Source organism: Pseudomonas sp. N40(2020) (genome assembly GCF_014472415.1).
Lineage (GTDB): Bacteria > Pseudomonadota > Gammaproteobacteria > Pseudomonadales > Pseudomonadaceae > Aquipseudomonas.
In genome coordinates this window covers 1-24,793 of the sequence record NZ_JACSZV010000028.1, presented here as the reverse complement: position 1 = coordinate 24,793, position 24,793 = coordinate 1, and the positions used below count along the sequence as shown (strand labels likewise).

Annotated in this window: 26 protein-coding genes; 19 read left to right on the top strand and 7 right to left on the bottom strand. The window is 58.6% G+C overall.

Translation table 11 applies throughout. The features are described from left to right. The first annotated feature begins 30 nt into the window (after window positions 1–30). From IAI51_RS18175 to IAI51_RS18155, 5 genes are all read left to right on the top strand, one after another. Window positions 31–939: a carbohydrate ABC transporter permease gene (locus IAI51_RS18175; protein WP_187679738.1), complete on the top strand. Its 909-nt coding sequence runs from the start codon at window positions 31–33 to the stop codon at window positions 937–939. Beyond that, window positions 932–1,777 carry a carbohydrate ABC transporter permease gene (locus IAI51_RS18170; RefSeq protein ID WP_187679737.1) on the top strand — a complete coding sequence of 282 codons (846 nt, stop codon included), beginning with the start codon at window positions 932–934 and terminating at the stop codon, window positions 1,775–1,777. The genes IAI51_RS18175 and IAI51_RS18170 overlap by 8 nt, the downstream gene beginning before the upstream one ends. 2 nt (window positions 1,778–1,779) lie before the next feature. After that, window positions 1,780–2,940, top strand: coding sequence for an ABC transporter ATP-binding protein (locus IAI51_RS18165; protein WP_187679736.1), 1,161 nt, complete (start codon window positions 1,780–1,782; stop codon window positions 2,938–2,940). Between the two features lie 106 nt (window positions 2,941–3,046). Beyond that, a complete protein-coding gene (locus IAI51_RS18160; protein WP_187679735.1) occupies window positions 3,047–4,396 on the top strand; it encodes a carbohydrate porin in 1,350 nt (449 codons plus the stop codon). 115 nt (window positions 4,397–4,511) lie between these two features. Then, window positions 4,512–5,366 carry a D-hexose-6-phosphate mutarotase gene (locus IAI51_RS18155; RefSeq protein WP_187679734.1) on the top strand — a complete coding sequence of 285 codons (855 nt, stop codon included), beginning with the start codon at window positions 4,512–4,514 and terminating at the stop codon, window positions 5,364–5,366. 115 nt (window positions 5,367–5,481) lie between these two features. Here the strand turns inward: IAI51_RS18155 and IAI51_RS18150 are convergent, their stop codons facing one another. Then, window positions 5,482–6,342 (bottom strand): MurR/RpiR family transcriptional regulator, encoded by an 861-nt coding sequence (locus IAI51_RS18150; protein WP_171057240.1) that lies wholly within the window; start codon window positions 6,340–6,342, stop codon window positions 5,482–5,484. 225 nt (window positions 6,343–6,567) lie between these two features. Between IAI51_RS18150 and zwf the strand changes: the two genes are divergently transcribed. From zwf to IAI51_RS18130, 4 genes are all read left to right on the top strand, one after another. After that, window positions 6,568–8,034, top strand: a complete 1,467-nt coding sequence (gene zwf / locus IAI51_RS18145; RefSeq protein ID WP_187679733.1) for a glucose-6-phosphate dehydrogenase — start codon at window positions 6,568–6,570, stop codon at window positions 8,032–8,034. After that, on the top strand, window positions 8,021–8,734 hold the full coding sequence (gene pgl, locus IAI51_RS18140; protein WP_187679732.1) for a 6-phosphogluconolactonase: 714 nt from the start codon (window positions 8,021–8,023) through the stop codon (window positions 8,732–8,734). The genes zwf and pgl overlap by 14 nt, the downstream gene beginning before the upstream one ends. 17 nt (window positions 8,735–8,751) lie before the next feature. After that, window positions 8,752–9,417, top strand: coding sequence for a bifunctional 4-hydroxy-2-oxoglutarate aldolase/2-dehydro-3-deoxy-phosphogluconate aldolase (locus IAI51_RS18135; RefSeq protein ID WP_008082815.1), 666 nt, complete (start codon window positions 8,752–8,754; stop codon window positions 9,415–9,417). Between the two features lie 172 nt (window positions 9,418–9,589). Next, the gene (locus IAI51_RS18130) at window positions 9,590–10,315 is read left to right on the top strand and encodes an intradiol ring-cleavage dioxygenase (RefSeq protein ID WP_187679731.1); all 726 of its coding nucleotides are present in this window, start codon (window positions 9,590–9,592) and stop codon (window positions 10,313–10,315) included. A gap of 5 nt (window positions 10,316–10,320) precedes the next feature. Here IAI51_RS18130 and IAI51_RS18125 read toward each other — a convergent pair whose 3' ends face one another. Continuing rightward, entirely contained in the window at window positions 10,321–11,502 is a 1,182-nt protein-coding gene (locus IAI51_RS18125) for an aminotransferase class V-fold PLP-dependent enzyme (protein WP_187679730.1), read from the bottom strand. Between the two features lie 31 nt (window positions 11,503–11,533). Beyond that, window positions 11,534–11,770, bottom strand: a complete 237-nt coding sequence (locus tag IAI51_RS18120; protein ID WP_003227425.1) for a DUF3820 family protein — start codon at window positions 11,768–11,770, stop codon at window positions 11,534–11,536. A gap of 204 nt (window positions 11,771–11,974) precedes the next feature. Here IAI51_RS18120 and IAI51_RS18115 point away from each other — a divergent pair, with 204 nt between their 5' ends. Continuing rightward, a complete protein-coding gene (locus IAI51_RS18115) occupies window positions 11,975–12,442 on the top strand; it encodes a ferritin-like domain-containing protein (RefSeq protein WP_187679729.1) in 468 nt (155 codons plus the stop codon). A 64-nt stretch (window positions 12,443–12,506) separates the two neighbouring features. Here IAI51_RS18115 and IAI51_RS18110 read toward each other — a convergent pair whose 3' ends face one another. After that, a complete protein-coding gene (locus IAI51_RS18110; RefSeq protein ID WP_003227420.1) occupies window positions 12,507–12,977 on the bottom strand; it encodes a MaoC family dehydratase in 471 nt (156 codons plus the stop codon). 42 nt (window positions 12,978–13,019) lie between these two features. Then, window positions 13,020–13,964: an alpha/beta hydrolase gene (locus IAI51_RS18105; protein WP_187679728.1), complete on the bottom strand. Its 945-nt coding sequence runs from the start codon at window positions 13,962–13,964 to the stop codon at window positions 13,020–13,022. A gap of 239 nt (window positions 13,965–14,203) precedes the next feature. Between IAI51_RS18105 and fadD2 the strand changes: the two genes are divergently transcribed. Continuing rightward, window positions 14,204–15,892, top strand: a complete 1,689-nt coding sequence (fadD2, locus tag IAI51_RS18100) for a long-chain-fatty-acid--CoA ligase FadD2 (RefSeq protein ID WP_187679727.1) — start codon at window positions 14,204–14,206, stop codon at window positions 15,890–15,892. Between the two features lie 345 nt (window positions 15,893–16,237). Then, window positions 16,238–17,935, top strand: coding sequence for a long-chain-fatty-acid--CoA ligase FadD1 (fadD1, locus tag IAI51_RS18095; RefSeq protein WP_187679726.1), 1,698 nt, complete (start codon window positions 16,238–16,240; stop codon window positions 17,933–17,935). A 159-nt stretch (window positions 17,936–18,094) separates the two neighbouring features. Here fadD1 and IAI51_RS18090 read toward each other — a convergent pair whose 3' ends face one another. Beyond that, complete coding sequence (locus tag IAI51_RS18090; protein ID WP_095188066.1) at window positions 18,095–18,472, bottom strand: hypothetical protein; 378 nt, start codon at window positions 18,470–18,472, stop codon at window positions 18,095–18,097. 198 nt (window positions 18,473–18,670) lie between these two features. On the opposite strand from IAI51_RS18090, the gene IAI51_RS18085 reads away from it, so the two are divergent. The 3 genes from IAI51_RS18085 (at window position 18,671) to def (ending at window position 20,519) form a co-directional block, all read left to right on the top strand. After that, complete coding sequence (locus tag IAI51_RS18085) at window positions 18,671–18,862, top strand: CsbD family protein (protein ID WP_187679725.1); 192 nt, start codon at window positions 18,671–18,673, stop codon at window positions 18,860–18,862. A 163-nt stretch (window positions 18,863–19,025) separates the two neighbouring features. Then, complete coding sequence (locus tag IAI51_RS18080) at window positions 19,026–19,976, top strand: YihY/virulence factor BrkB family protein (protein ID WP_187679724.1); 951 nt, start codon at window positions 19,026–19,028, stop codon at window positions 19,974–19,976. A 3-nt stretch (window positions 19,977–19,979) separates the two neighbouring features. Further along, window positions 19,980–20,519: a peptide deformylase gene (gene def / locus IAI51_RS18075; protein ID WP_187679723.1), complete on the top strand. Its 540-nt coding sequence runs from the start codon at window positions 19,980–19,982 to the stop codon at window positions 20,517–20,519. A 16-nt stretch (window positions 20,520–20,535) separates the two neighbouring features. Here def and IAI51_RS18070 read toward each other — a convergent pair whose 3' ends face one another. Next, entirely contained in the window at window positions 20,536–20,943 is a 408-nt protein-coding gene (locus IAI51_RS18070) for a GNAT family N-acetyltransferase (RefSeq protein ID WP_187679722.1), read from the bottom strand. 323 nt (window positions 20,944–21,266) lie between these two features. On the opposite strand from IAI51_RS18070, the gene IAI51_RS18065 reads away from it, so the two are divergent. From IAI51_RS18065 to IAI51_RS18050, 4 genes are all read left to right on the top strand, one after another. Further along, a complete protein-coding gene (locus IAI51_RS18065) occupies window positions 21,267–22,208 on the top strand; it encodes a fatty acid desaturase (RefSeq protein WP_187679721.1) in 942 nt (313 codons plus the stop codon). A gap of 55 nt (window positions 22,209–22,263) precedes the next feature. After that, window positions 22,264–23,055: a phosphate/phosphite/phosphonate ABC transporter substrate-binding protein gene (locus tag IAI51_RS18060; protein WP_187679720.1), complete on the top strand. Its 792-nt coding sequence runs from the start codon at window positions 22,264–22,266 to the stop codon at window positions 23,053–23,055. 114 nt (window positions 23,056–23,169) lie between these two features. Next, window positions 23,170–23,697: a sigma-70 family RNA polymerase sigma factor gene (locus tag IAI51_RS18055; protein WP_187679719.1), complete on the top strand. Its 528-nt coding sequence runs from the start codon at window positions 23,170–23,172 to the stop codon at window positions 23,695–23,697. Further along, complete coding sequence (locus IAI51_RS18050; RefSeq protein ID WP_187679718.1) at window positions 23,694–24,707, top strand: ABC transporter substrate-binding protein; 1,014 nt, start codon at window positions 23,694–23,696, stop codon at window positions 24,705–24,707. The genes IAI51_RS18055 and IAI51_RS18050 overlap by 4 nt, the downstream gene beginning before the upstream one ends. Window positions 24,708–24,793 lie beyond the last annotated feature (86 nt).

Genomic DNA, 24,793 nt, shown 5'->3' with positions numbered 1-24,793 from the left:
TAGTCCTTTTCTCTCGTACTGGATTCCCCCATGAGTTCTGTTGCTGTGTTCAGCAAGGCCTCGCCGTTCGATGCATTGCAACGCTGGCTGCCAAAACTGGTGCTGGCTCCGAGCATGTTCATCGTGCTGGTGGGCTTCTATGGCTACATCCTGTGGACGTTCATTCTGTCGTTCACCACTTCTACGTTCCTGCCCAACTACAAGTGGGCCGGTCTGGCGCAGTATCAGCGGCTGTTCGACAACGATCGCTGGTGGGTCGCGAGCAAGAACCTCGCCCTGTTCGGCGGGATGTTCATCGGCATCACCCTGGTGATCGGCGTGCTGCTGGCGGTGTTCCTCGACCAGCGTATCCGCCGCGAAGGTTTCATCCGCACCATTTACCTGTACCCGATGGCGCTCTCGATGATCGTCACCGGTACCGCGTGGAAATGGCTGCTCAACCCGGGCATGGGCCTGGACAAATTGTTGCGTGACTGGGGCTGGGAAGGCTTCCGTCTCGACTGGCTGATCGACCCTGATCGCGTGGTCTATTGCCTGGTGATCGCCGCTGTCTGGCAAGCCTCGGGCTTCATCATGGCGATGTTCCTCGCCGGCCTGCGTGGGGTTGATCAGTCGATCATCCGTGCCGCGCAGATCGACGGCGCGAGCATGCCGACGATCTACTGGAAAGTGGTGCTGCCAAGTCTGCGTCCGGTGTTCTTCAGTGCGGTAATGATTCTGGCGCACATCGCGATCAAGAGCTTCGACCTGGTTGCCGCGATGACTGCCGGTGGTCCGGGTTACTCCTCTGATCTGCCGGCGATGTTCATGTACTCGTTCACGTTCAGTCGCGGCCAGATGGGCATGGGTTCGGCCAGTGCGATTCTGATGCTCGGTGCGATTCTCGCGATCATCGTGCCTTACCTGTATTCCGAGCTGAGGACCAAGCGCAATGACTAGTCTCGCTGCCAAACCTGCGATCAGCCTGAGTCGCATCGCGATTTACGCGGTGCTGATCTTCGCCGTGTTCCTTTATCTGGTGCCGCTGGTGGTCATGTTGCTGACCAGCTTCAAGACCCCGGAAGACATCAGCACCGGCAACCTGCTGAGCTGGCCGACCGTGGTCAGCGGCATCGGCTGGGTCAAGGCCTGGGCAACGGTTGATGGCTACTTCTGGAACTCGATCAAGATCACCGTCCCTGCCGTAATCATCTCCACCGCCATCGGTGCATTGAACGGTTACGTGCTGTCGATGTGGCGCTTCCGTGGCTCGCAACTGTTTTTCGGTCTGTTGTTGTTCGGCTGCTTCCTGCCGTTCCAGACCGTGCTGCTGCCAGCCTCGTTCACCCTCGGCAAGATGGGTCTGGCCAGCACCACCACCGGTCTGGTGTTTATCCATGTGGTTTACGGTCTGGCGTTCACCACGCTGTTCTTCCGTAACTACTACGTGAGCATTCCCGATGCGCTGGTGAAAGCCGCACGTCTGGATGGCGCGGGTTTCTTCACCATTTTCCGGCGGATCATTCTGCCGATGTCGACGCCGATCATCATGGTCTGCCTGATCTGGCAGTTCACTCAGATCTGGAACGACTTCCTGTTCGGTGTGGTGTTCTCCAGCGGTGATTCGCAGCCGATTACGGTGGCGCTGAACAACCTGGTCAACACCAGCACCGGCGCCAAGGAATACAACGTGGACATGGCAGCGGCGATGATCGCCGGCCTGCCGACCCTGCTGGTCTATGTGGTCGCAGGCAAGTATTTCGTGCGCGGGCTGACGGCCGGCGCAGTCAAGGGGTAATCATGGCTACGCTCGAACTTCGCAACGTAAACAAGACCTATGGTGCCGGCCTGCCGGACACCCTGAAGAACATCGAACTGTCGATCAAGGACGGTGAGTTCCTGATCCTCGTCGGCCCGTCGGGCTGCGGCAAGTCGACCCTGATGAACTGCATCGCCGGCCTGGAAACCATCACCGGCGGCGCGATCATGATCGGCGACCAGGACGTCAGCGGCATGAGCCCCAAGGATCGCGACATCGCCATGGTGTTCCAGTCCTACGCGCTGTACCCGACCATGAGCGTGCGCGAGAACATCGAGTTCGGTCTGAAGATTCGCAAGATGCCGCAGTCGGCGATCGACGAAGAAGTCGCCCGCGTGGCCAAGCTGTTGCAGATCGAACACCTGCTCAACCGCAAGCCGGGCCAGCTCTCCGGTGGTCAGCAACAGCGTGTGGCGATGGGCCGTGCGTTGGCGCGTCGGCCGAAGATCTATCTGTTCGACGAACCGCTGTCCAACCTCGACGCCAAGCTGCGCGTCGAGATGCGCACCGAAATGAAACTGATGCACCAGCGCCTGAAAACCACCACGGTCTACGTGACCCACGACCAGATCGAAGCGATGACCCTGGGCGACAAAGTGGCGGTGATGAAGGACGGCATCATCCAGCAGTTCGGTACGCCAAAAGAGATCTACAACGACCCGGCCAACCTGTTCGTGGCGAGTTTCATTGGTTCGCCGCCGATGAACTTCATCCCGTTGCGTCTGCAACGCAAGGACGGTCGTCTGCTGGCGCTGCTCGACAGCGGCCAGGCACGTTGCGAGTTGCCAATGGGTATGCAGGACGCCGGTCTCGAAGATCGCGAAGTGATCCTCGGCCTGCGCCCGGAACAGATCGTACTGGCGAACGGCGAGGGCAATGGCCTGCCGAGCATTCGCGCTGAAGTGCAGGTCACTGAACCGACCGGTCCGGACACCTTGGTGTTCGTCAACCTGAACGACACCAAGGTCTGCTGCCGACTGGCACCGGACGTGGCGCCGCAGGTGGGCGAGAGCCTGACGCTGCAATTCGATCCGTCGAAAGTTTTGTTGTTCGATGCCAAGACTGGCGAGCGTCTGGGCGTTGCGGCCCAGCCTGAGACAGAAGCGCACGGCGCCAACGTCGCCCAGTTCAAAGGTCGCTGAAGAACAACATCTGGGAGCACGCGGTGAATGGCCTGTCATTCGCCGCACTTTATGTAAACCGCGTTAGATAAAAACAGTTAATAACAATAAAGACGAGGATGTAGGGATGAAAAAGAAACACGTCAATGCCCGGTTGATCTGCCAAGTGTCAGCTGCGGCGGCATTGGTGCTGGCCGGTAATGCGATGGCAGCGGATGCCTTCAGTTCCGATTCGAAATGGATGACCGGCGACTGGGGTGGCGAGCGGACCAAGCTGATCGAGCAGGGTATCGACATCAAGGCGGACTACGTCGGTGAAATGGGCGCCAACCTGAACGGCGGCTACAACGACGACAAGACCGGCCGTTACAGCGACCAGTTCGGTCTGGGCGTGGCACTTGATCTGCAAAAGCTGTGGGGCTGGGACAACACCCAGGCCAAGATCCAACTGACCAACCGTAACGGTCAAAACATCTCCAACGACCGCGTGGGCGATCCGCGTGCCGGTACCTTGAGTTCGTCTCAAGAAGTTTACGGCCGTGGCCACATGGTACGTCTGACCCAGTTGTGGATTCAGCACCAGTTCTTCGATAACAAGCTCGACGTCAAGGCCGGTTACTTCGGTGAAGGCGAAGACTTCAACACCTTCCCGTGCGAATTCCAGAACCTGGCGTTCTGCGGTTCCCAGGTCGGTAACTGGGCCACCAACATCTGGTACAACTGGCCCGTCAGCCAGGCCGCGATCCGCGTGAAGTACAACATCAACGACGAGCTCTACGCGCAGATCGGCGCGTACAACCAGAACCCGTCGCAGCTGGAACACGGCAACGGCTTCAAACTCAGCGGCAGCGGCACCAAAGGCACCGTGTTGCCGGTCGAGCTGGTCTGGTCGCCGAAGGTCAACAGCCTGCCGGGCGAATACCGCGTCGGTTACTACAAGAGCACGGCGGATGCTGATGATGTTCGTGAAGACATCAATGGTTTCGACGCTGCCACTACTGGCAACGCCTACAAGACCCACAGCAGCAAAAGCGGCTACTGGTTCGTGGCGCAACAGCAACTCACCAGCCACAACGGTGATGCGACACGCGGTCTGAACATCGCCGCCAACGCCACGTTCCACGACAAGGACACCAACTTCATCGACAACTACCAGTCGGTGATGTTTGTCTACAAAGGCCCGTTCGACGCCCGTCCCAAGGATGACATCGGTATCGGCGCCGCCCGTATCCACGTCAATGATGACGTGAAGAAAAACGCCGAGCTGCTCAACGTGTCTAACGGTGTTTCGGACTACGACAATCCGGTGTTCTCGCCGATTCGTGAAACCGAATACAACTACGAGCTCAACTACGGCATCCATGTCACCAACTGGCTGACCGTACGTCCTAACCTGCAATACATCACCCATCCGGGCGGTGTGGATGCCGTGGACAACGCTTTGGTCGCGGGTCTGAAAATTCAGACCGTGTTCTAACGCGTCTGCGGTAAGCTCCTCTCTATGTGCGCATATTTGCGGACAGCCAAGGCTGTCCGCTTTTTTTTGCGAGGGGCGCTGTTGCCCATGACAGATAAATTCGGAACCGTGGCCAATGCATGAGCATCCGCTACAACGCTTCTTCAAATCCCTGCGCGAACAACCTGTGTTCGCCTGGGAGCGCTATCAGATGCGCGACGTGTTGGTGATTGATCACCCGCTGTGTCAGGCGGTTTTCAGTCGTCAAGGCGCGCAGTTGCTGCACTTTCAGCCTCGCGGGCAAAAACCGTGGTTGTGGTGTGCGGCGAAGTGGCCGCATGTCGGCGCCATTCGTGGTGGTGTGCCGGTCTGCTGGCCGTGGTATGGCCGTCATCCGAGCGAAAATGCCTGGCCGTCCCATGGCTGGGCACGATTGCTCGACTGGAAACTGCTCGACAGCAGCAGCGCCGAGGATGGCGTGCGACTGCACTGGCAATTGCAGTTATGCGACTGGCAGGTCGACCTGCACGCTCACCTCGGTGAGCGCATGGAATTACGTCTGAGCACCGAGCATCAGGACGACATGCCTTGCCAGTTAAGCCAGGCTTTGCACGCTTACTGGCGTATTGGCGATGTGGGTGAGATAGCGCTGTCTGGCCTCGAAGGTGCGCAGGGGTATGACCAGTTGAACCGCCAGGCTTGCCATCAGGAAGGTGAGTTGCGGGTCGATGGCGGCTGTCAGCGGGTGTTCCAGCATGACGGCGAATTGCAGCTCAAGGATCACGCCTGGCAGCGCGAGTTGTGCATTGATACTGGCGACAGTGGCGATACGGTGGTGTGGCATCCCGGGTCGCGGCCGTTGTTGGGCGTGAGCTGGGATGAGGTGACGGAGTTTGTCTGTGTTGAGGCAGCGGCGGGTGGGACCGATAGCCTGCATCTGGCGCCGGGGGAGAAGGCGCATTTGAGTTTGCAGGCGTGGGCTGCGGCTTAGTGATCGTTCCCACGCTCTGCGTGGGAATGCAGACCGTGACGCTCCGCGTCACTGGACGCAGAGCGTCCCTTTAGGCGTTCCCACGCAGAGCGTGGGAACGATCAGTCGCCAGAGATCAGTTGAACTCATCACCCACCGGATACCGGCTCGCATTCAAGCTCTCTTTGATCTTGCGCAAATGCGGCTGGAAATCCACCCCGCGACGCAACGTCATCCCCGTCGCCAGCACATCCAGCACCGTCAACTGAATGATCCGCGAAGTCATCGGCATATAGATGTCGGTGTCTTCCGGCAGAGGAATGTTCAGGCTCAAGGTACTCGCCTTGGCCAACGGCGAATTCTCCGCCGTCAGGCCGAGCACCGAAGCACCGTTCTCCCGAGCAATGCGCGCCACTTCCACCAGCTCACGGGTGCGGCCGGTGTAGGAAATGATCACGAACAGCTCGCCGGTGTGTGCCACCGAAGCAATCATCCGCTGCATCAGCACATCGGCATGCGCCGTCACCGCCAGGTTGAAACGGAAGAACTTGTGCTGCGCGTCGAGAGCCACTGGAGCTGACGCCCCGAGGCCGAAGAAGTGGATCTGCCGGGCCTGAATCAACAGGTCGACGGCGCGGCTGATCAGGTTCGGATCGAGTGCCTGGCAAGCGCTGTCGAGCGAAGCGATGGCGCTGCCGAAAATTTTCTGTGTATAGGCTTCGGGATTGTCATCGGCCTCGACTGCGCGGCTGACGTACGCCGCGCCGCTGGCCAGGCTCTGGGCCAGTTGCAGCTTGAGCTCAGGGTAACCACTGACGCCGAACGAACGGCAGAAACGGTTGACCGTCGGTTCGCTCACCGAGGCTGCCTGGGCGAGGGCGGCGATGCTGAAGCGGGTGGCCTGCTGCGGGTTGAGCAGGATCACTTCGGCGACTTTGCGTTCGGCCTTGTTCAGGTCTTCAAGGCGACTCTGGATCTGTTCCAGTAAATTTCGCACGCGGTCCATATGGAATTCCTAATTCACCTGCGCAAAGTGCGCCGGGCTATGCAAATTGGGCCTTTGATATGGCCGGTAACGGTGGCCTATCCTACTGATGGCTCCGACCGACCACCACTCGGAATCTGTATTTTGCGAAAATGTTGTGGTTATTACTACATTTTCCCTTGAGTGATGCCTTGAAAAAAGGTATTTGTAGCTTAACTTGATAAAAGAACAAACATCATGCCTTCGATTACGGTTGAACCGTGCACCTTTGCCTTGTTCGGCGCTCTTGGCGATCTCGCCCTGCGCAAGTTGTTTCCTGCCCTTTATCACCTTGACGGCGCCGACCTGCTGCACGAGGACACGCGCATCATCGCGTTGGCCCGTGAAGCGGGTTCCGAGCAAGAGCACATGGCGTTCATCGCCGCCGAACTGCGCCGCTACGTCGGCAAAGAACTGAACGAAGCCGTTGCCGAGCGCTTTCTCGCTCGCCTGACTTACCTGCACGTCGACTTCCTCAAGGCTGATGATTACGTCGCACTGGCCGAAATGGCCGGCAGCGCGCAACGCATGATTGCCTACTTCGCCACTCCGGCGGCGGTATACGGCGCGATCTGCGAGAACCTGGCGAAAGTCGGTCTGGCAGAAAACACCCGCGTAGTGCTGGAAAAACCGATCGGCTCCGATCTCGAATCCTCGCGCAAAGTGAATGATGCCGTGGCGCAGTTCTTCCCGGAGAACCGCACCTACCGTATCGACCACTACCTGGGCAAAGAGACCGTTCAAAACCTGATCGCCCTGCGTTTCGCCAACAGCCTGTTCGAAACCCAGTGGAACCAGAATTACATCTCCCACGTGGAAATCACCGTGGCCGAGAAGGTCGGCATCGAAGGCCGTTGGGGCTACTTCGACAAGGCCGGCCAGCTGCGCGACATGATTCAGAATCACCTGCTGCAACTACTCTGCCTGATCGCCATGGATCCGCCGGCCGACTTGTCTGCCGACAGTATCCGTGACGAAAAAGTAAAAGTGCTCAAGGCCCTGGCGCCGATCAGTCCGGAAGGTCTGACCACCCAAGTGGTGCGCGGTCAGTACATCGCTGGCCACAGCGAAGGCAAATCCGTACCGGGCTACCTCGAAGAACCGAACTCCAACACCCAGAGCGACACCGAAACCTTCGTCGCCCTGCGTGCCGACATCCGCAACTGGCGTTGGGCCGGTGTGCCGTTCTACCTGCGGACCGGCAAGCGCATGCCGCAGAAACTGTCGCAGATCGTCATCCACTTCAAGGAACCGTCGCACTACATCTTCGCCCCCGAGCAGCGCCTGCAGATCAGCAACAAACTGATCATCCGCCTGCAACCGGACGAAGGTATTTCCTTGCGCGTGATGACCAAAGAGCAGGGCCTGGATAAAGGCATGCAACTGCGCAGCGGCCCGCTGCAACTGAATTTCTCCGACACCTGGCGTAGCGCGCGGATCCCCGATGCCTACGAGCGGTTGTTGCTGGAAGTGATGAACGGCAATCAGAACCTGTTTGTCCGTAAAGATGAAATCGAAGCCGCGTGGAAGTGGTGTGACCAGCTGATCGCCGGGTGGAAAAAATCCGGTGACGCGCCCAAGCCCTATGCGGCCGGGTCGTGGGGGCCGATGAGCTCCATTGCATTGATCACGCGGGACGGGAGGTCGTGGTATGGCGATATCTGATGTGAAACTGCCCGCGGGCGTGAACGCTCACGAATTCAAGAGCCCGGTGTTGTTGGCCGAAGGTCTGGCGCTGAACGTTGCCAAGCAGCTCGGCGATGCCATTGCGGCACGCGGCAACGCAGTGCTGGTGGTGTCCGGCGGGCGCAGCCCGGTGGCGTTTTTCCAGCACTTGGCCAAACAGGAACTGGACTGGTCGAAGGTCGTCGTGACCCTCGCCGATGAGCGCTGGGTACCGGTCGAACACGCCGACAGCAATGCCGGTTTGCTCAAGCAGTATCTGCTCAAAGGTCCGGCAGCCAAGGCACAGTTCCTCAGCCTCTACAGCGCTGCGACGAATGTGGAACAGGCAGCGGAAAACGCCGACCGCTTGCTCGCGGAATTGCCAGCGATTGACGTACTGGTGCTGGGCATGGGCGACGACGGTCATACCGCTTCGCTGTTCCCTGACAGCCCGAACCTCGCTGAAGCGCTGCAAGCCGACGGCACGCGCCGTTGCTGGCCGATGCTGGCACCGAGCGTGCCGCGTCAGCGCCTGACCATGAGCCGTGCGCTACTGGCTTCGGCCAAGCACAAGATTCTGTCGATTTCCGGTCAATCGAAACTGACCACCCTGAATGCCGCGCTGGCGTCCGACGACGTCGCTGCCATGCCGGTTCGCGCGTTTCTGCAACCCACGTTAGAGATTTACTGGTGCCCATGAGCCAAGGAACAGCCGCTATGACAACCCCATCCCCGACCGTTTCCATGGCGGACAAAGTTGCCCTGATCGACAGCCTCTGTGCCAAGGCGCGGATCCTGCCGGTGATCACCATCGCTCGCGAACAGGACGTGCTGCCACTGGCCGACGCCCTGGCCGCCGGTGGCCTGACTGCACTGGAAGTGACTCTGCGTTCGCAATTCGGCCTCAAGGCGATCCAGATCCTGCGCGACCAGCGCCCGGAACTGATGACCGGTGCCGGCACCGTGCTCGATCGCAACATGCTCGCAGCGGCCGAAGCGGCGGGTTCGCAATTCATCGTTACCCCTGGCATCACCCGTGACCTGCTCGAAGCCAGCGTCGACAGCCCGATTCCGCTGTTGCCGGGTATCAGCAACGCCTCCGGCATCATGGAAGGCTATGGTCTGGGTTATCGCCGCTTCAAGCTGTTCCCGGCTGAAGTCAGCGGCGGCGTCGCGGCCATCAAGGCCCTCGGCGGCCCGTTCGGCGAAGTGAAATTCTGCCCGACCGGTGGCGTTGGCCCGGCCAATATCAAAAGCTACATGGCGCTGAAAAACGTCATGTGCGTGGGCGGTAGCTGGATGCTGGATCCGGAGTGGATCAAGAACGGCGATTGGGCCCGCATTCAGGAATGCACCGCCGAGGCGTTGGCGCTGCTGGACTGATCAATACCTGACACTTCGTTGTGTGTTCTACGGCTTTACGGTGCGCTTGGTCGGTGCACCGTTTTTTTTTGCCCTGAAAAAGTTGCGGATACATTGCTCGATACATAGTTACCGCACGCTGACTTTTCCTCGCCGCTAATCTGCGCTCTTCTTATGGAAGAGAGCATGTGTCATGGATCGAGATCCCGCTTCACCCTCAACGCAATCGGTGTACCAACTGGCCCCCGAGCAAATTCCCGGGCCGTATTTTCGCAATCCAAAACTGTTGCGTCGCAACATCAGCGAAGGAGCCGAAGGCTTGCCGCTGATCCTGCGCCTGACCATTATCGATGCCATGACGGGTGAGCCGGTGAGTGGCGCCCTGGTGGACATCTGGCACTGCAACGCGCGAGGCGCTTATTCGGGTTGGAGTCGGATCAATCCGGATCTGGAAGCCGATGCCGAAACAATCGGTTCGATCCCGCGCACCGACGATGACACTTACCTGCGCGGCAGTCAGTTCTGTGACCATCGAGGGCAGGCGCGATTTACCACGATTTATCCGGGGTTCTATGCCGGTCGTGCGCTGCACGTTCATGTCGCGGTGCGCATCGCGGCCGGTAGCGAATACCTGGAAGAGCGCAATGTGGCCTGGGTCGGTCAGCTGTACTTTCCCGAGGTCGTCTCTCGCTCGGTGCTCAATGCCAAAGCCTATCGCGGCCGCGCTTCGTTGCCACGCAACAACGCCGAGGACGACCTGTATGCCCGCATGAACGGTGAAGCGTCGACACTGACTGTTTGGCCCATTGGTCGCGATTCTTACGATGATGGGTTCTTCGGCCACCTCACCATTGGCATCGATACCTTTGCGGCTTCGTCGCAGATCAAACCCGAGGATTTCGACAAATACACCGTATAAGCGGCTCAGCGCAGTGCGTTGAGCGCACGGGTCAGCAACTGCATGTCGTCGGCTGTGGTCGTCAGTCCCGGCGTGATGCGGATGCATGGGCCGCACGCTGCACCGTTGCGCACTACGGTGAACAGGTTGTAGTCGTTGAGCAAACGTTCTGCCATCGCCTGTTGATTGTCGTGGCGGGTGAAACGCATTGACGTGATCCCGCAGTACAGCCGCGGATCGTCCGGGGTCATGACTTCGATGCCCGGCAAGTGCCGCACGGCGCTGACCCACAGATTGCGCAGGTAATTGAGCCGCGCACCTTTGGCTGCGGCGCCGCCCAGGGAGCGGTGTTCCTCGAATACCAGCGGCAAGGTCATCAGGGCTGGAATGTTCGGCGTGCTGTAAGACGTACGCGCACGGATGTCATTGGCTGGATAGTGCATCTCGCCCATGTCCGGATCGATATCGGCCAGACGTTGCGGGGCGATATAGAGAAAGCCGAGAGTCAGCGGTGCACCAATCCATTTGTGCAGGTTGTAGCCGGCGAAGGTAATGCCCAGCGCTTCGAGATTGAACTCCATCTGGCCGAGGGCGTGGGCGCCGTCAAGGATGATGTCCACGCCGTGTTCCTTGGCCAGTGTTGCGATTGCCTGCACCGGCATCACCAGGCCGGTGCGATGGGTGACATGGGTCAGCGCCATCAACTTCAGTTTCGGATGGCGGATGAATGTCTCGCGATACGTCTCCAGCAGGCTGTCGAAACTGGCCGGGTGCGTGTGGCTGATCTCGATCACCTCGACGCCGCGCTGCCTTGCCAGCCAGCGCATGGCGCCCTTGACCGTATCGTATTCGAGATCGCAGATCAGCACCTGGTCGCCCGGCTGCAAGCGGTTGTAGTTGCGGATCAGCGATTGCAGGCCTTCGGTGGCGTTGCGGGTAAAGGCGACGCTTTGCGCGCGCACACCGATCAGTTCGGCCAGTTGCGCGCGAATGTCGAGGTTGTCGTGTTGTTCGAAGCGTTGGCGCACATACACCGAGTTGCTGTTGTTGATCAGTTCGATGTTGCGCTGGTACTCCTCGATCACCGTGCGCGACATGCGGCCGAAGTAACCGTTTTCCAGGTTCACTGGGCCGGGATGAACGTCGTAACGATCGGTGAACGTCTGCCAGAAGGCTTCGTCACGGGCGCGGCGGGTGTTATCGGGCATGATCGGGCTGAACTCTATAGAGGAGGGCGCTTCAGTGGCGCGGAGCAGGTTTGCCGTGTTTGGCGCGCAGCGGTTCAAGCAGATCAGACAAGCCGTTGTGGTCGATTTCCTGCATCAATGCCAGCAAGCCCCCGAGTTCACCGTGGGGAAATCCCTCGCGGGCGAACCAGTTCAGGTAAGGGCCTGGCAGGTCGGCAATGATCCGGCCCTTGTACTTGCCGAAGGGCATTTCGCGGGTGATCAGCAGTTCGAGTTTTTCAGGATTCATCGAGTTTCGGTCTGGATTCAATTCAAACTGGAAAATACAGGCATTCTGCATGCAGGCCAAATGACAGATCATGCAAATAACCGTGATACAGATAGTTCCTTTATATTTAAGTTATTGATAAATAACGAATTATTTCAAAATAAAAAGCTGGCACGCTCACTGCAATATCCCTTGCATCTTCCATCGATCGCAAGGAATTGAAAAATGACCGACATGAATAAAGAAGCCATCTCTGTACTCAATGACCTGATTGAAACCAGCAAGGACGGTCAGGAAGGGTTCAAGACTTGCGCTGAAGACATCAAGCATCCTGAGTTGAAACAAATTTTCGTGCAGCACGCTGCCGATTGCGCCGGTGCTGCAGCTGAACTGCAAGCCGAGGTGCGTAAACTGGGCGGCGACCCGGAAACTTCCACCAGCGTCAGCGGTGATCTGCACCGTCGTTGGGTAGACGTCAAAGCCATGTTCACCGGCAAAGACGAAGAAGCAGTGCTCAACGAAGCCGAGCGCGGTGAAGATCATGCGCTGAAGGCTTATAAAGAAGCGCTTGAGAAAATCGACAAGCACAACCTGGTGGGTATTCGTGACCTGGTTTCACGCCAGCTTGGCGGCGTTCAGCGCGCCCACGATCAGGTGAAAGCCCTGCGTAACCAGGCTCGCGCGCGCTCGTAAGCGTTCGTAGCCCACAAAAAACGCCAGCATGTCTGGCGTTTTTTATGTCTGGGCAGAAGCAAAATCAGCCAATGCTGATCGCCGGCAACGTCGGCAGCGTCACAGTCTGCTGCTTGCGTGGCGCCAGAATTTCCGCCTCGCCATCCACCACCAACTCATCACGCTGATTGAACACGCGAGTGGCAATGCGCACGCGAAATTTCGGCAGCTTCTCGAGAATTTCCAGACGCACCGTCAGCGTGTCGCCAATCTTCACCGGCTTCTGAAAACTCATCTGCTGACCGATATAAATAGTGCCCGGCCCAGGCAGTTCGCAAGCCACCGCAGCACTGATCAGCGCGCCGCTGAACATGCCGTGGGCGATGCGTTCCTTGAACATGCTGGCGGCGGCGAATTCGGCGTCCAGGTGCACCGGGTTGTGGTCGCCGGACATCGCGGCGAACAACTGAATGTCACGCTCTTCGACAGTCTTGCTGTAGCTGGCGGTCTGGCCGACTTCGAGGGCTTCGTAAGGGATGTTGGTAACCTGGGTCATCGGTCTTGATTCCTGTGATGGATCAAATGAATCCACAAAAAATTATTCGCTACGTTGAGGGCGCGGATGCCTCAGGGCCTGGTCGATCCAGGCCAGCACATCGGTGATCACTTCGTCGCGATTGGTTTCGTTGAACAATTCGTGCCGCGCCTGCGGGTAGATCTTCAGTTGCAGGTTCTGGCTGCCGGCGGTGCGCAAGGCATTGGCCAGATCTGTCAGACGCTTGCCCTCGCTCACCGGATCACATTCACCACCAATCACCAGCAGCGGCAGGCCCGGGGCTATCTGGGCGAGAGTGGACGCTTTGCTGATTTGCTGCAAGCCGCCGAGCAAGTCGATCCACAGTTGATTGGTGCAGCGAAAGCCGCACAGCGGGTCGGCAGCATACTGGTCGACTTCGGCCGGATCGCGGCTTAGCCAGTCAAACGGCGTACGCACCGGTTTGAATTTTTTGTTGAACGAGCCGAACGACAACCACTCGATCAGCGCGCTGCGGCCCTTGCCGCCCTGACGCATTTTTTCCAGGCGGGCGATCTGCCGCGCAGCGCCATAAAGCGCCACCGGTTGAAAGTTCGAACCACTGAGAATAGCCCCGTGCAGGCTGGCGCTGTGGTGCAACAAATAGCCTTGGGCGAGGTAGCTGCCCATGCTGTGCCCGAGCAGAATGATCGGCACGCCGGGGTGCTGTTGGCCTATGTATTGATTGAGGCTGGCCAGATCACCGACGACTTTGCACCAGCCGTCATCGTCAGCGAAATGCCCGAGGGTGCCGTTATCGGCAGTTCTGCCATGTCCACGCAGGTCCGGGGCGTACACGCCATAACCTTCGGCGCAGAACCGCTCTGCCAGCCGCTGGTATCGCGCGCTGTGCTCGGCCATGCCGTGGGCCAGCAGGATCACGGCCTTCAGCGGAGTGGCCGGCAACCACTGATTGACGAAGAGGCGACTGCGGTCACTCGCGTCCAGCCATAGGGTGTCGTGGATCATGGCGATTCCTTTGCTCATAGTCGAAACAGTGTATAGCGCATCTGTCGTCCGCCGTCTGATCAGCCCACGCCACGGCAGGAAGATTCACACGATCAATGACGGCTTTAGCCGTATTTGCCTGATTGGCCATAACTGCTAGTGTCCGTGAAGCTCCGCTTTTTGCTTTCTGTATTCAAGGGATGAACGAGAAATGACAGAAACGCGGCCCCGGATCGGCTCAGGTAAAGAGGACAAGAACAATGCAACCTGATTTCTGGAATGACAAACGCCCGGCCGGCGTACCGCTGGACATCGACATGGCTGAGTTCAAGTCGGTGATCGAGGTGTTCGAGCGTTCCTGCAAGAAGTTCGCGGATCGCCCGGCGTTCAGCAACATGGGCGTGACCCTGACTTACGCCGAACTCGAACGCCAGAGCGCCGCTTTCGCCGGTTATCTTCAAGCACATACCGATCTGGTGCCGGGGGATCGCATCGCGGTGCAGATGCCCAACATCCTGCATTACCCGATTGCCGTGTTCGGCGCCTTGCGCGCCGGGCTGATCGTTGTCAACACCAACCCGCTCTACACCGCGCGCGAGATGCGCCACCAGTTCAAGGATTCCGGCGCGCGGGCGTTGGTGTACCTGAACATGTTCGGGCAGAAAGTCCAGGAAGTGCTGGCCGACACCGATATTCAATACCTGATCGAAGCGAAGATGGGCGACCTGATGCCCACCGCCAAAGGCTGGCTGGTCAACACCGTCGTCAGCAAGGTGAAGAAGATGGTGCCGGCGTATTCGCTGCCGCAGGCGGTCTCTTTCAAAAGCGCGTTGCGTCTGGGTCGGGGGCAGGGCATCAAGCCATTGAAAGTCGGTCTCGACGACATCGCCGTGCTGCAATACACCGGCGGCACCACCGGGCTGGCCAAGGGCGCGATGCTCACGCATGGCAATCTCGTGGCGAACATGCAGCAAGTGCGCGCCTGTCTCGCGCAACTGGGGCCTGATGGCCAGCCATTGCTGCGTGAAGGCCAGGAAGTGATGGTCGCGCCACTGCCGCTGTACCACATCTATGCCTTCACCGCGAACTGCATGTGCATGATGGTTTCCGGCAACCACAACGTGCTGATCACCAATCCGCGAGACATTGCCGGGTTCATCAAGGAGCTGAAGAACTGGCGCTTCTCCGCATTACTCGGCTTGAACACGCTGTTTGTCGCGCTGATGGAGCACCCGGATTTCAAGACCCTGGATTTCTCCAGCCTGAAACTGACCAACTCCGGCGGCACTGCGCTGGTGAAAGCCACGGCCGAACGCTGGGAGCAAATCACCGGTTGCCGTATCACCGAAGGCTATGGTCTGACCGAAACATCGCCGGTTGCCTGCACCAACCCATACGGCGACCAGTCGCGTCTGGGCACGGTTGGCTTGCCAGTGCCGGGCACGCTGTTGAAAGTCATCAACGATGACGGCGTCGAGCAGCCACTGGGCGAGCGGGGCGAGTTGTGCATCAAGGGCCCGCAGATCATGAAAGGCTACTGGCACAAACCCGAAGCCACCGCCGAAGTGCTGGATGCCGAGGGCTGGTTCAAGTCCGGCGACATCGCGGTGATCGAACCGGACGGCTTTGTGCGCATCGTCGATCGCAAGAAGGACATGATCATCGTCTCCGGTTTCAACGTGTACCCCAACGAGATCGAAGACGTGGTGATGGCCCACCCGAAAGTCGCCAACTGTGCGGTGATCGGCGTGCCGGACGAACGTTCGGGGGAGGCCGTGAAGCTGTTTGTGGTGGCGCGGGAAAGCGGTGTCAGTCTTGAAGAGCTGAAGGCTTACTGCAAAGAGAATTTCACGGCGTACAAGGTGCCGAAACACATAGTGTTGCGTGAGTCGTTGCCGATGACGCCTGTAGGGAAAATTCTGCGGCGTGAGTTGCGCGATATCGCCTGAAGATCAGAAGCGAAAAGATCGCAGCCTTCGGCAGCTACATTGGAATGTGTTCCCTGTAGGAGCTGCCGAAGGCTGCGATCTTTTGCTTGGACGACCCGGAAAACCGGGGTTTCCAAGGTGATATAGGATTTTTGCTCTAAAATGACTGCTAGATAGTCTTGAGTCATCAATGTGACTGTAGGGGCCGCTTTTGGCTCTAGGCGACCCTCGGCAAAGCTGCTACTCTCGGCGCGCTTTGTGACTTCTCGGCCTCTGTAAAAGCCAGATTCACCAATACAAAACACACACCAATAATAATCGCATCAAATGCGGTGAAGAATTCGCGTTGCTGAGGAGTGGGCTTCCATGATCGAAGACTTTTGGAAGGATAAATACCCGGCTGGCATTGCTGCCGAGATCAATCCAGACGAGTATCCGAACATTCAGGCAGTGTTGAAGCAATCCTGCCAACGCTTCGCCAACAAACCGGCTTTCAGCAACCTGGGCAAGACAATCACCTACGGTGAGTTGTACGAATTGTCCGGTGCATTTGCCGCGTATCTGCAACAGCATACCGATTTGCAGCCCGGTGATCGAATCGCCGTGCAACTGCCCAACGTTCTGCAGTACCCGGTCGCTGTCTTCGGTGCGATACGCGCCGGGCTGATCGTGGTCAACACCAACCCGCTGTACACCGCGCGGGAAATGGAACACCAATTCAACGACTCCGGTGCCAAGGCGCTGGTGTGCCTGGCGAACATGGCGCACCTGGCCGAAGCCGTGGTGCCGAAAACCGGCGTCAAACACGTCATCGTCACCGAAGTCGCCGACTTGCTGCCGCCGATCAAGCGCTTGCTGATCAACAGCGTCATCAAGTACGTGAAGAAAATGGTGCCGGCCTATCACTTGCCAAAAGCCGTCAAGTTCAACGACGTGCTGAGCAAGGGCCAGGGTCAGCCTGTGGCTGAAGCCAACCCGGACAGCGGTGACGTCGCGGTGCTGCAATACACCGGCGGCACCACGGGCGTTGCCAAAGGTGCAATGCTGACCCACCGCAACCTCGTCGCCAACATGCTGCAGTGCAAGGCGCTGATGGGGTCCAACCTCAATGAAGGTTGCGAGATCCTGATCACGCCACTGCCGCTGTACCACATCTATGCGTTCACCTTTCATTGCATGGCGATGATGCTGATCGGCAACCACAACATCCTGATCAGCAACCCGCGCGATCTGCCGGCGATGGTCAAGGAACTGTCGAAGTGGAAGTTCAGCGGTTTCGTCGGCCTGAATACGCTGTTCGTGGCGCTGTGCAACAACGAAGGCTTCCGTAAGCTGGATTTCTCCGCGCTCAAGGTCACCTTGTCCGGCGGCATGGCCCTGCAACTGGCCGCTGCCGAGCGCTGGAAAGACGTGACCGGTTGCGCCATCTGCGAAGGTTACGGCATGACCGAAACCAGTCCGGTGGCCACGGTCAACCCGATCCAGCACATCCAGATCGGCACCATCGGCATTCCGGTGCCGTCGACCCTGTGCAAAGTCATAGACGATGCCGGTGTCGAGCAGCCGCTAGGTGAAATCGGCGAACTGTGCGTCAAGGGTCCGCAAGTGATGAAGGGCTACTGGCAGCGTCAGGAAGCCACCGATGAAATGCTCGACAGCGACGGCTGGCTGAAGACCGGTGACATTGCGCTGATCCAGCCGGACGGCTACATGCGCATTGTCGATCGCAAGAAAGACATGATTCTGGTCTCCGGTTTCAACGTCTATCCGAATGAACTGGAAGATGTACTGGCGACCCTGCCGGGCGTGTTGCAGTGCGCGGCCATTGGTGTGCCGGACGAGAAATCGGGTGAGGCAATCAAGATCTTTATCGTCGCTAAACCGGGCGTAACGCTGACCAAAGAGCAGGTGATGGATCACATGCGCGCCAACGTCACCGGCTACAAGGTGCCGCGCTCGGTGGAATTCCGCGATGCGCTGCCGACTACCAACGTCGGCAAGATCCTGCGTCGTGAGTTACGTGATGAAGAGTTGAAGAAGATCAAGGCGAAGAACGCCGCGTAAAACAAGAAGCCCCGCAGATGCGGGGCTTCTTATTGAAGATCTTTGATCGTTCCCACGCTCCGCGTGGTAACGCATCCCGGGACGCTCTGCGTCCCTGCAGTGGTGGTCGCGGAGCGCCCGAGGCGGCATTCCCACGCAGAGCGTGGGAACGATCAAGTCTCACTGACGAAACGGCGCGAAGTTCACGTTGGTCCCCGCCGGACGCATGTCCTGCAGATACGAATCCTTGTCCGCACTCAACTCCAGGCTCAGCGCGGCTTTGCGCTTGCCCTCGTTACGAATCACCAGACCCTCGAGCTTTTCACGCAGAAACACCGTCGGCACTTTCAAGTGCAGCAGTTCGTCGGTAGCCGGCGTGTGCATCAACAAGTGAATCCACTCGTACTGACCAACGGCCAGGCGCGTCACCGGCAGGTCGAACCACCAGATGTTGCGATTGCGGTTCAGTTCGGCGAAGTGGCAGTTGTTGCTGCCGAGCACAGCGCCGCCCAGTTCCTGGTTTCGACGGGCAATGGCCTGCTTTTTATCGAGTTTCATAACATTCCTGCGGGATCGGTTCTCTGGCGCATGGCGCCCATATGGAGCGCATTCTCAAGGCAACGCTCTCAAACATAAAGCCCAACCTGCACGCCGCGACGAAATGAGCCGCTGAAAATAAATGAAACTCGCCGCAAACCCCGCCGGTCAATCATTACGTACTGACTTTTCCCCCTAATTGCACCAAGGAGAAACACCATGAGTAGCACAGGCGATAAAGTAAAAGGCATGGCCAACGAAGCAGTCGGCAACGTCAAACAAGGCGTCGGTAAAGCCACCGACAACACCAAGCTGCAAGCTGAAGGCAAGATTCAAGAGAAAAAAGGCGAGGCCCAGCAAGCCGTTGGCAAAGCCAAAGATGCAGTGAAGAAAACCGTCGACAAGGCGTAATTGCGTTGTGAACGAAAAACAGAAGCGGCCATCCAAGGATGGCCGTTTTTGTGTCTAAGCCCTGCGCTGGCCCACCACTGGTCGCCAAGTAGGCTACCGTGATGTAAAAACGGCCCCTGAGTCGCCACGACTTCAACCTGTATTGCGGCGAAAGGAGACGCGAATGATATTTCCGGACATGAAAGGTCTGCCCCTGCACCGGGTGATGGTGCGCACGGTCACTGAGTTCGTCGACGACGAGATGTCGACGTACGCCTCGGCTCTGGCTTACCAGATGCTGTTCTCGCTGTTCCCGTTCATTTTGTTCCTGATCGCCCTGATCGGTTTCCTGCACCTGCCGGACTTTTTCTCCTGGCTGCGCCTGCAATCGGAGCTGGTGCTGCCACCGCAGGCGCTGGAGCAGGTCAACCCGGTAATCGATCAATTGCAGCAGTCCAAGGGTGGGTTGCTGTCAGTGGGTATTGTCATCGCCCTCTACACCGCTTCCGCCGGTGTGCGCCTGATGATGAGCGCAATGAACGCGGCCTACGATGTGGTCGAGGGGCGCCCGATCTGGAAGCGGTTTCCACTGTCGATTTTCTATACCGTCGGCATTGCCGGCATGCTCCTGGTGGCTGCCGCGCTGATGGTGCTTGGGCCGCAGGTGATGGGCTGGATCGCGGCGCAGGTGGGGCTGGAAGAATTTATCGTCACCCTATGGACCATCGCGCGCTGGCCGGTGATCGTGATTCTGATGATGGTTGCCGTGGCACTGATCTATTACGTGATGCCCGACGTCAAACAGGAATTCCGCTTCATCACACCCGGCTCGGTATTGGCCGTAGTGGTGTGGATCATCGCTTCGTTGGGTTTCGCGTTCTACGTGAAAACCTTCGCCAACTACAACGCAATGTATGGCAGCATCGGTGCAATCATCGTTCTGTTGCTGTACTTCTATATCTCCGCTGCGGTCCTGTTGCTCGGTGCCGAGATGAATGCGGTGATTGAGCACATGTCCAGCGAAGGCAAGGATTCGGGTGAGAAAGTCCCCGGCGAACTCGATGAACATCCCAAACAACACGTCTCGGGCCTGGGCCGCGATCACTCGCTCAAGCCGGACACTGACGAAGTCTGATCAATGATCCGTGAAATCCTCAAAATGGGCGACGAGCGCCTGTTGCGTATTGCCCCACCCGTGCCAGCCGAGATGTTCGACAGCCCTGAACTCTGGCAACTGATCGACGACATGTTCCAGACCATGGAAAGTGTCGGCGGCGTCGGCCTTGCCGCGCCGCAGATCGGTGTCGACCTGCAACTGGTGATCTTCGGTTTCGAGCACAGTGAGCGTTACCCGGACGCCGAAGCGGTGCCGCAGACGATTTTGATCAACCCGCTGATCACACCGTTGAATCCATTGACGGAAGAGGGCTTCGAAGGATGCCTGTCAGTGCCGGGATTGCGTGGTGCGGTGGAGCGTTATCAGCAAATTCGCTACGAAGGTTTTGATCCGAAAGGCCAGCCGATCGTGCGCGTGGCTGCAGGTTTTCACGCGAGGGTGGTGCAGCATGAGTGCGATCATTTGATCGGCAGGTTGTATCCGTCGCGGATTACCGACTTCAGCAAGTTCGGCTTTACCGAAGTGATGTTCCCGGATCTCGATCCAGCCGCAGACGACTAGCAACAATCAAAAGATCTTATAAACGCCCCATCGCAATCATCGGCTTGCTCCGCGCATACCGGCTCAAGCGCTCCGCCATCGCCTGGGGCAGGGCAGGGTCGATACTGAATCCGCGTCGCTCATAAAACCCACGCAAATCCGGATGACAGAACAGCCACACCGGTTCTGTCACATCCTTCACTGCCGCCGTGATCAACTGCGCGGCAAGCCCTTGCTCACGACACGTCGGATCGACAAACAACCCGGTCAACCAACGCCCACCCGCCACCGGCCGCAAGCACAACGCCGCAACAATGTCGCCACGTCGCGCCACCCACAATTGCGCCTCGCGCACGGCTTTCATCGAGGATTGGTGGCTGCGGTAAAACTTGTTCATCAACGGCCAAAGCGACTCGTCGAGCAGTGTGTATTGGGTATCGGGCATGGGATCGGACTGGCGGTGAGGGAAGCGGCGATTATAAAAGAACGCGCGCCTTGGGATAGGTGTATACCTGAGCCTACAGCCCTGTGAGTGGAGACCCATCATGTCCAAAGGTATGGATTCAAAGAAAGCCGCGAAGAAGAAACCGGCCAAGACTGCGATTGAAAAACGTGCGGAAAAGAAAGCCAAGAAAGTCGACATTTTCGGCCATTGATCACGCCCCTCAGGAGCTCGATTCTCGGGCTCCTGCCTGAATCTGAAAATAATCTGCAAGATTTACCGCTGCCGTTGCACAGAGGGAGAAGATTCCCGTTCCGAGCAACGACATGGCCCATTACTTCGACGCCACCCATCGCCAACACATAGAAACCCTGCGTCAACGCTTTACCGCCCGCACCGAATGGCCGACCTGGCTGTTGCTGATCGGCGTGTATGGCGGCTGGTTCGCCATCATCCTCAATAGCGAATGGCTCGGTCGCGGCTTGACCACGGTGTTGCTGATCCCGCTGCTGGTGTTGTGGCTGTCGGTGCAGCATGAGTTGCTCCACGGTCATCCGACCCGCTCGACCCTCTTCAATAAAATCCTCGGCTACGCGCCATTTGCGGTGTGGTATCCGTACACCTTGTATCGCGACAGCCATTTGTTGCATCACCGCGATGAGGATCTGACGGTTCCCGGTGTCGATCCGGAAAGTCGTTACCTGACGAGTGCAGGCTGGCAGGGCAGTTCTTTGTTCGAGCGCAGCCTGCACTGGTTGAACAAAACGGTGATCGGCCGTTTCGTGATTGGTGCACCGCTGGGACTTTTTGCACTGGCCGGCGAAGAACTGCAACGGTTGAAAAACGGCGAACGCCAAGCCTGGATAATGTGGCTGACCCATGGTGCCTGCACGCTGCTGATGCTCTGGCTCATCGCCCGTTACAGTGTGTTGCCGGTGTGGCATTACCTGTTGCTGATCAGTGTGCCGGCGCTGTCGATCGCAATGATTCGCTCCTACTATGAACACCGCCCGCACGCTCAACCGGAGCAACGCACGGTGCTCAACGAGGCCGGGTGGCCGTGGCGCTGGCTGTTTCTCAATCTCAACTTTCATTTGGTGCATCACGACTTGCCGGGGCTGGCGTGGTACGACTTGCCGCAGGTTTATCGGATGCATCGCGAGCAGTGGATCGCGCGCAGTGGCGGCTTTTTGGTGCAGGGGTATGGGCAGTTGTGGCGGCAGAACGGGTTGAGGCCGATCGACAGTCCCGAGCATCCGTTTCACTGATTTCAAAAGCACCACCGCTCCCACATTGGAATTTTGTTGTCCGGGAAGAATGTGCATGACCCAACACCACATCGAACTGCTGATGTACACCGCCCCGGAGCCAGTCCGGGCGGCCAATGACCGCTGGATCAAACGCATCCTCGACCATTTGGGCCACTCGCGTCTGAGCGCCGAAAGCCTGTCGCTGCCCGAACTGTGGTTATCACCGGATCTACTGCTGACCCAAACCTGCGGCTATCCCTTGATGACCTTGCTGCGCGGTCAGGTCCGCATCGTCGGTCGCCCACGCTACGAACTGCCCGACGCCAGCGCCGGCAACCATTGCAGCCTGATCCTCAGTCGCGCCGACGACTCACGCAAAACCCTGGCGGACTTTCGCCACAGCCGCGGGGTGATCAACAGCGCAGACTCCAACAGCGGCATGAACCTGCTGCGTCAGCGTCTGGCGCTATTGCAGCAGGACGGGCGTTTTTTCGCCTCGGTCGGCATCAGCGGCGGCCACCGCGAGAGCTTGCGCTGGTTGCGGTACAGTCGCGCCGATCTGGCGGCCATCGACAGCGTCACCTACGCCTGTCTCGCCCATTACGCACCCGAGGAGGTAAGCGGATTGCGCGTGGTGGCGCGCAGTGCGTTGAGTCCGACGTTGCCGTTCATTACCGTCGCCGCCGCGACAGACAAACAGGTTGAACGGTTGCGCCAGGTCATGAACCAGTCTCTGAGCGAACTTCCCGACGTCGCACAGACCCTGGGTCTTGCCGAGGTGCTGCCAGCCAGCGAAAGCGACTATCAGATCGTGCTCGATTACCAGCGAGAGGCCGAGGCACTGGGCTACGGCCAATTACGCTAATTCGATAATCGAATATAAAAATAATATTTAAATATTATTAATGCATAAGTCGCCTTGCTAGGATCGCGCCACCGGACGACCGGACATTCAGCGACCCCTAACCCAGGAGCCCCTATGTCCGGCGCCGACGTATCCCATCGCAATCACCTGGACGGCCTCTTTCGCAGCCATTACCACTGGCTTTGCACGTACCTGCGCCGTCATTTGCACGATGCGGCAAGCGTGGAAGACATCGCCGCCGAAACCTTCGTGCAACTGCTCGAAGCGACCGGCCTGACCGCGCTCCGTGAACCCCGAGCCTTGCTCACCACCATCGCGCAGCGTCTGCTTTATCAGCGCTGGCGCCGCGCGGATCTCGAGCGTCAGCACCGACAGCAGATTGATGTGGATTACGCCACCTCGCCCGAAGACATCGCGCAACTGACGCAAACCCTGAGCCGTCTCGACCGCAGCCTGCAACGGTTGCCGGGCAAAGTCCGCTCGACCTTCCTGCTCGCGCGCATCGACGGCCTGACCTACCCGCAAATCGCTGCCGAACTGGGCATCTCCCAGCGCTCGGTCAGCGTGTACATGACCCGTTCCCAGGCGCTGTGCGATCGCCACAGCGCCAACCAATTCCTACAAGACAAGAGGTCTGCATGAGATCGATCAAAACCCTGCTCGGCGGTTCAATACTGGCGTTGAGCCTGAGTGTCGGCGCGGTCTCGGCGGCGGAGAAAACCACGCCGATCCACTTCGGTGACATCACTTGGGAAAGTGGCAGTTTCATCACTGAAGTGCTGCGCCTGATTGTCGAGAAAGGCTATGGCTATTCGACCGATACGCTGCCGGGCAGCACCGTCAGCCTAGAAGCGGCGCTGGCAAAGAATGACATTCAGGTGATCGGCGAAGAGTGGGCGGGGCGCAGTCCTGCGTGGGTCAAAGCGGCCGCCGAAGGCAAAGTGTTTGGCCTCGGTGATACGGTCAAAGGTGCCACCGAAGGCTGGTGGGTGCCGGAATACGTGATCAAGGGTGATCCGGAACGCGGCATCAAACCTCTGGCGCCGGAACTGAAATCGGTAGCCGATCTGCCGCGCTACAAAGACGTGTTCCGCGATCCCGAAGACCCGAGCCGAGGGCGTTTTCTTAACAGCCCGACCGGCTGGACGTCAGAGATCGTCAACAGCCAGAAGCTCAAGGCGTATGCGCTGAATGACAGCTTCGTCAATTTTCGCACCGGCTCCGGCGCGGCGCTGGATGCCGAAGTGGCATCGTCGATTCGTCGGGGTAAGCCGGTGCTGTTCTACTACTGGTCGCCGACGCCGCTGCTCGGACGCTTCAAACTGGTGAAGCTCGAGGAGCCGCCGTTTGATGCCGAAGCCTGGAAGACCCTCGCCGATGCCAATAACCCGAATCCCAAGGGCACCCGCTCGATGCCGGCAAGCCTGGCGATTGGCGTGTCGGCGCCGTTCAAGGCGCAGTATCCGGAACTGGTGACGTTCTTTGAGAAAGTCGATTTGCCGATTGATCTGCTCAACCAGACGCTGGCGGGGATGAGTGAAAAACGCCAGCAACCGCGGGCGGTGGCCGAGGCGTTTTTGCGCGATCAGCCGCAGGTCTGGAAACTTTGGGTGCCCGCAGAAGTGGCTATCAAGGTGAGCTCCCACCTCTAATCCGTCTGCCAACCCCCTGTAGGCGCTGCCGCAGGCTGCGATCTTTTGACTTTGTTTTTCAAGAACGAGATCAAAAGATCGCAGCC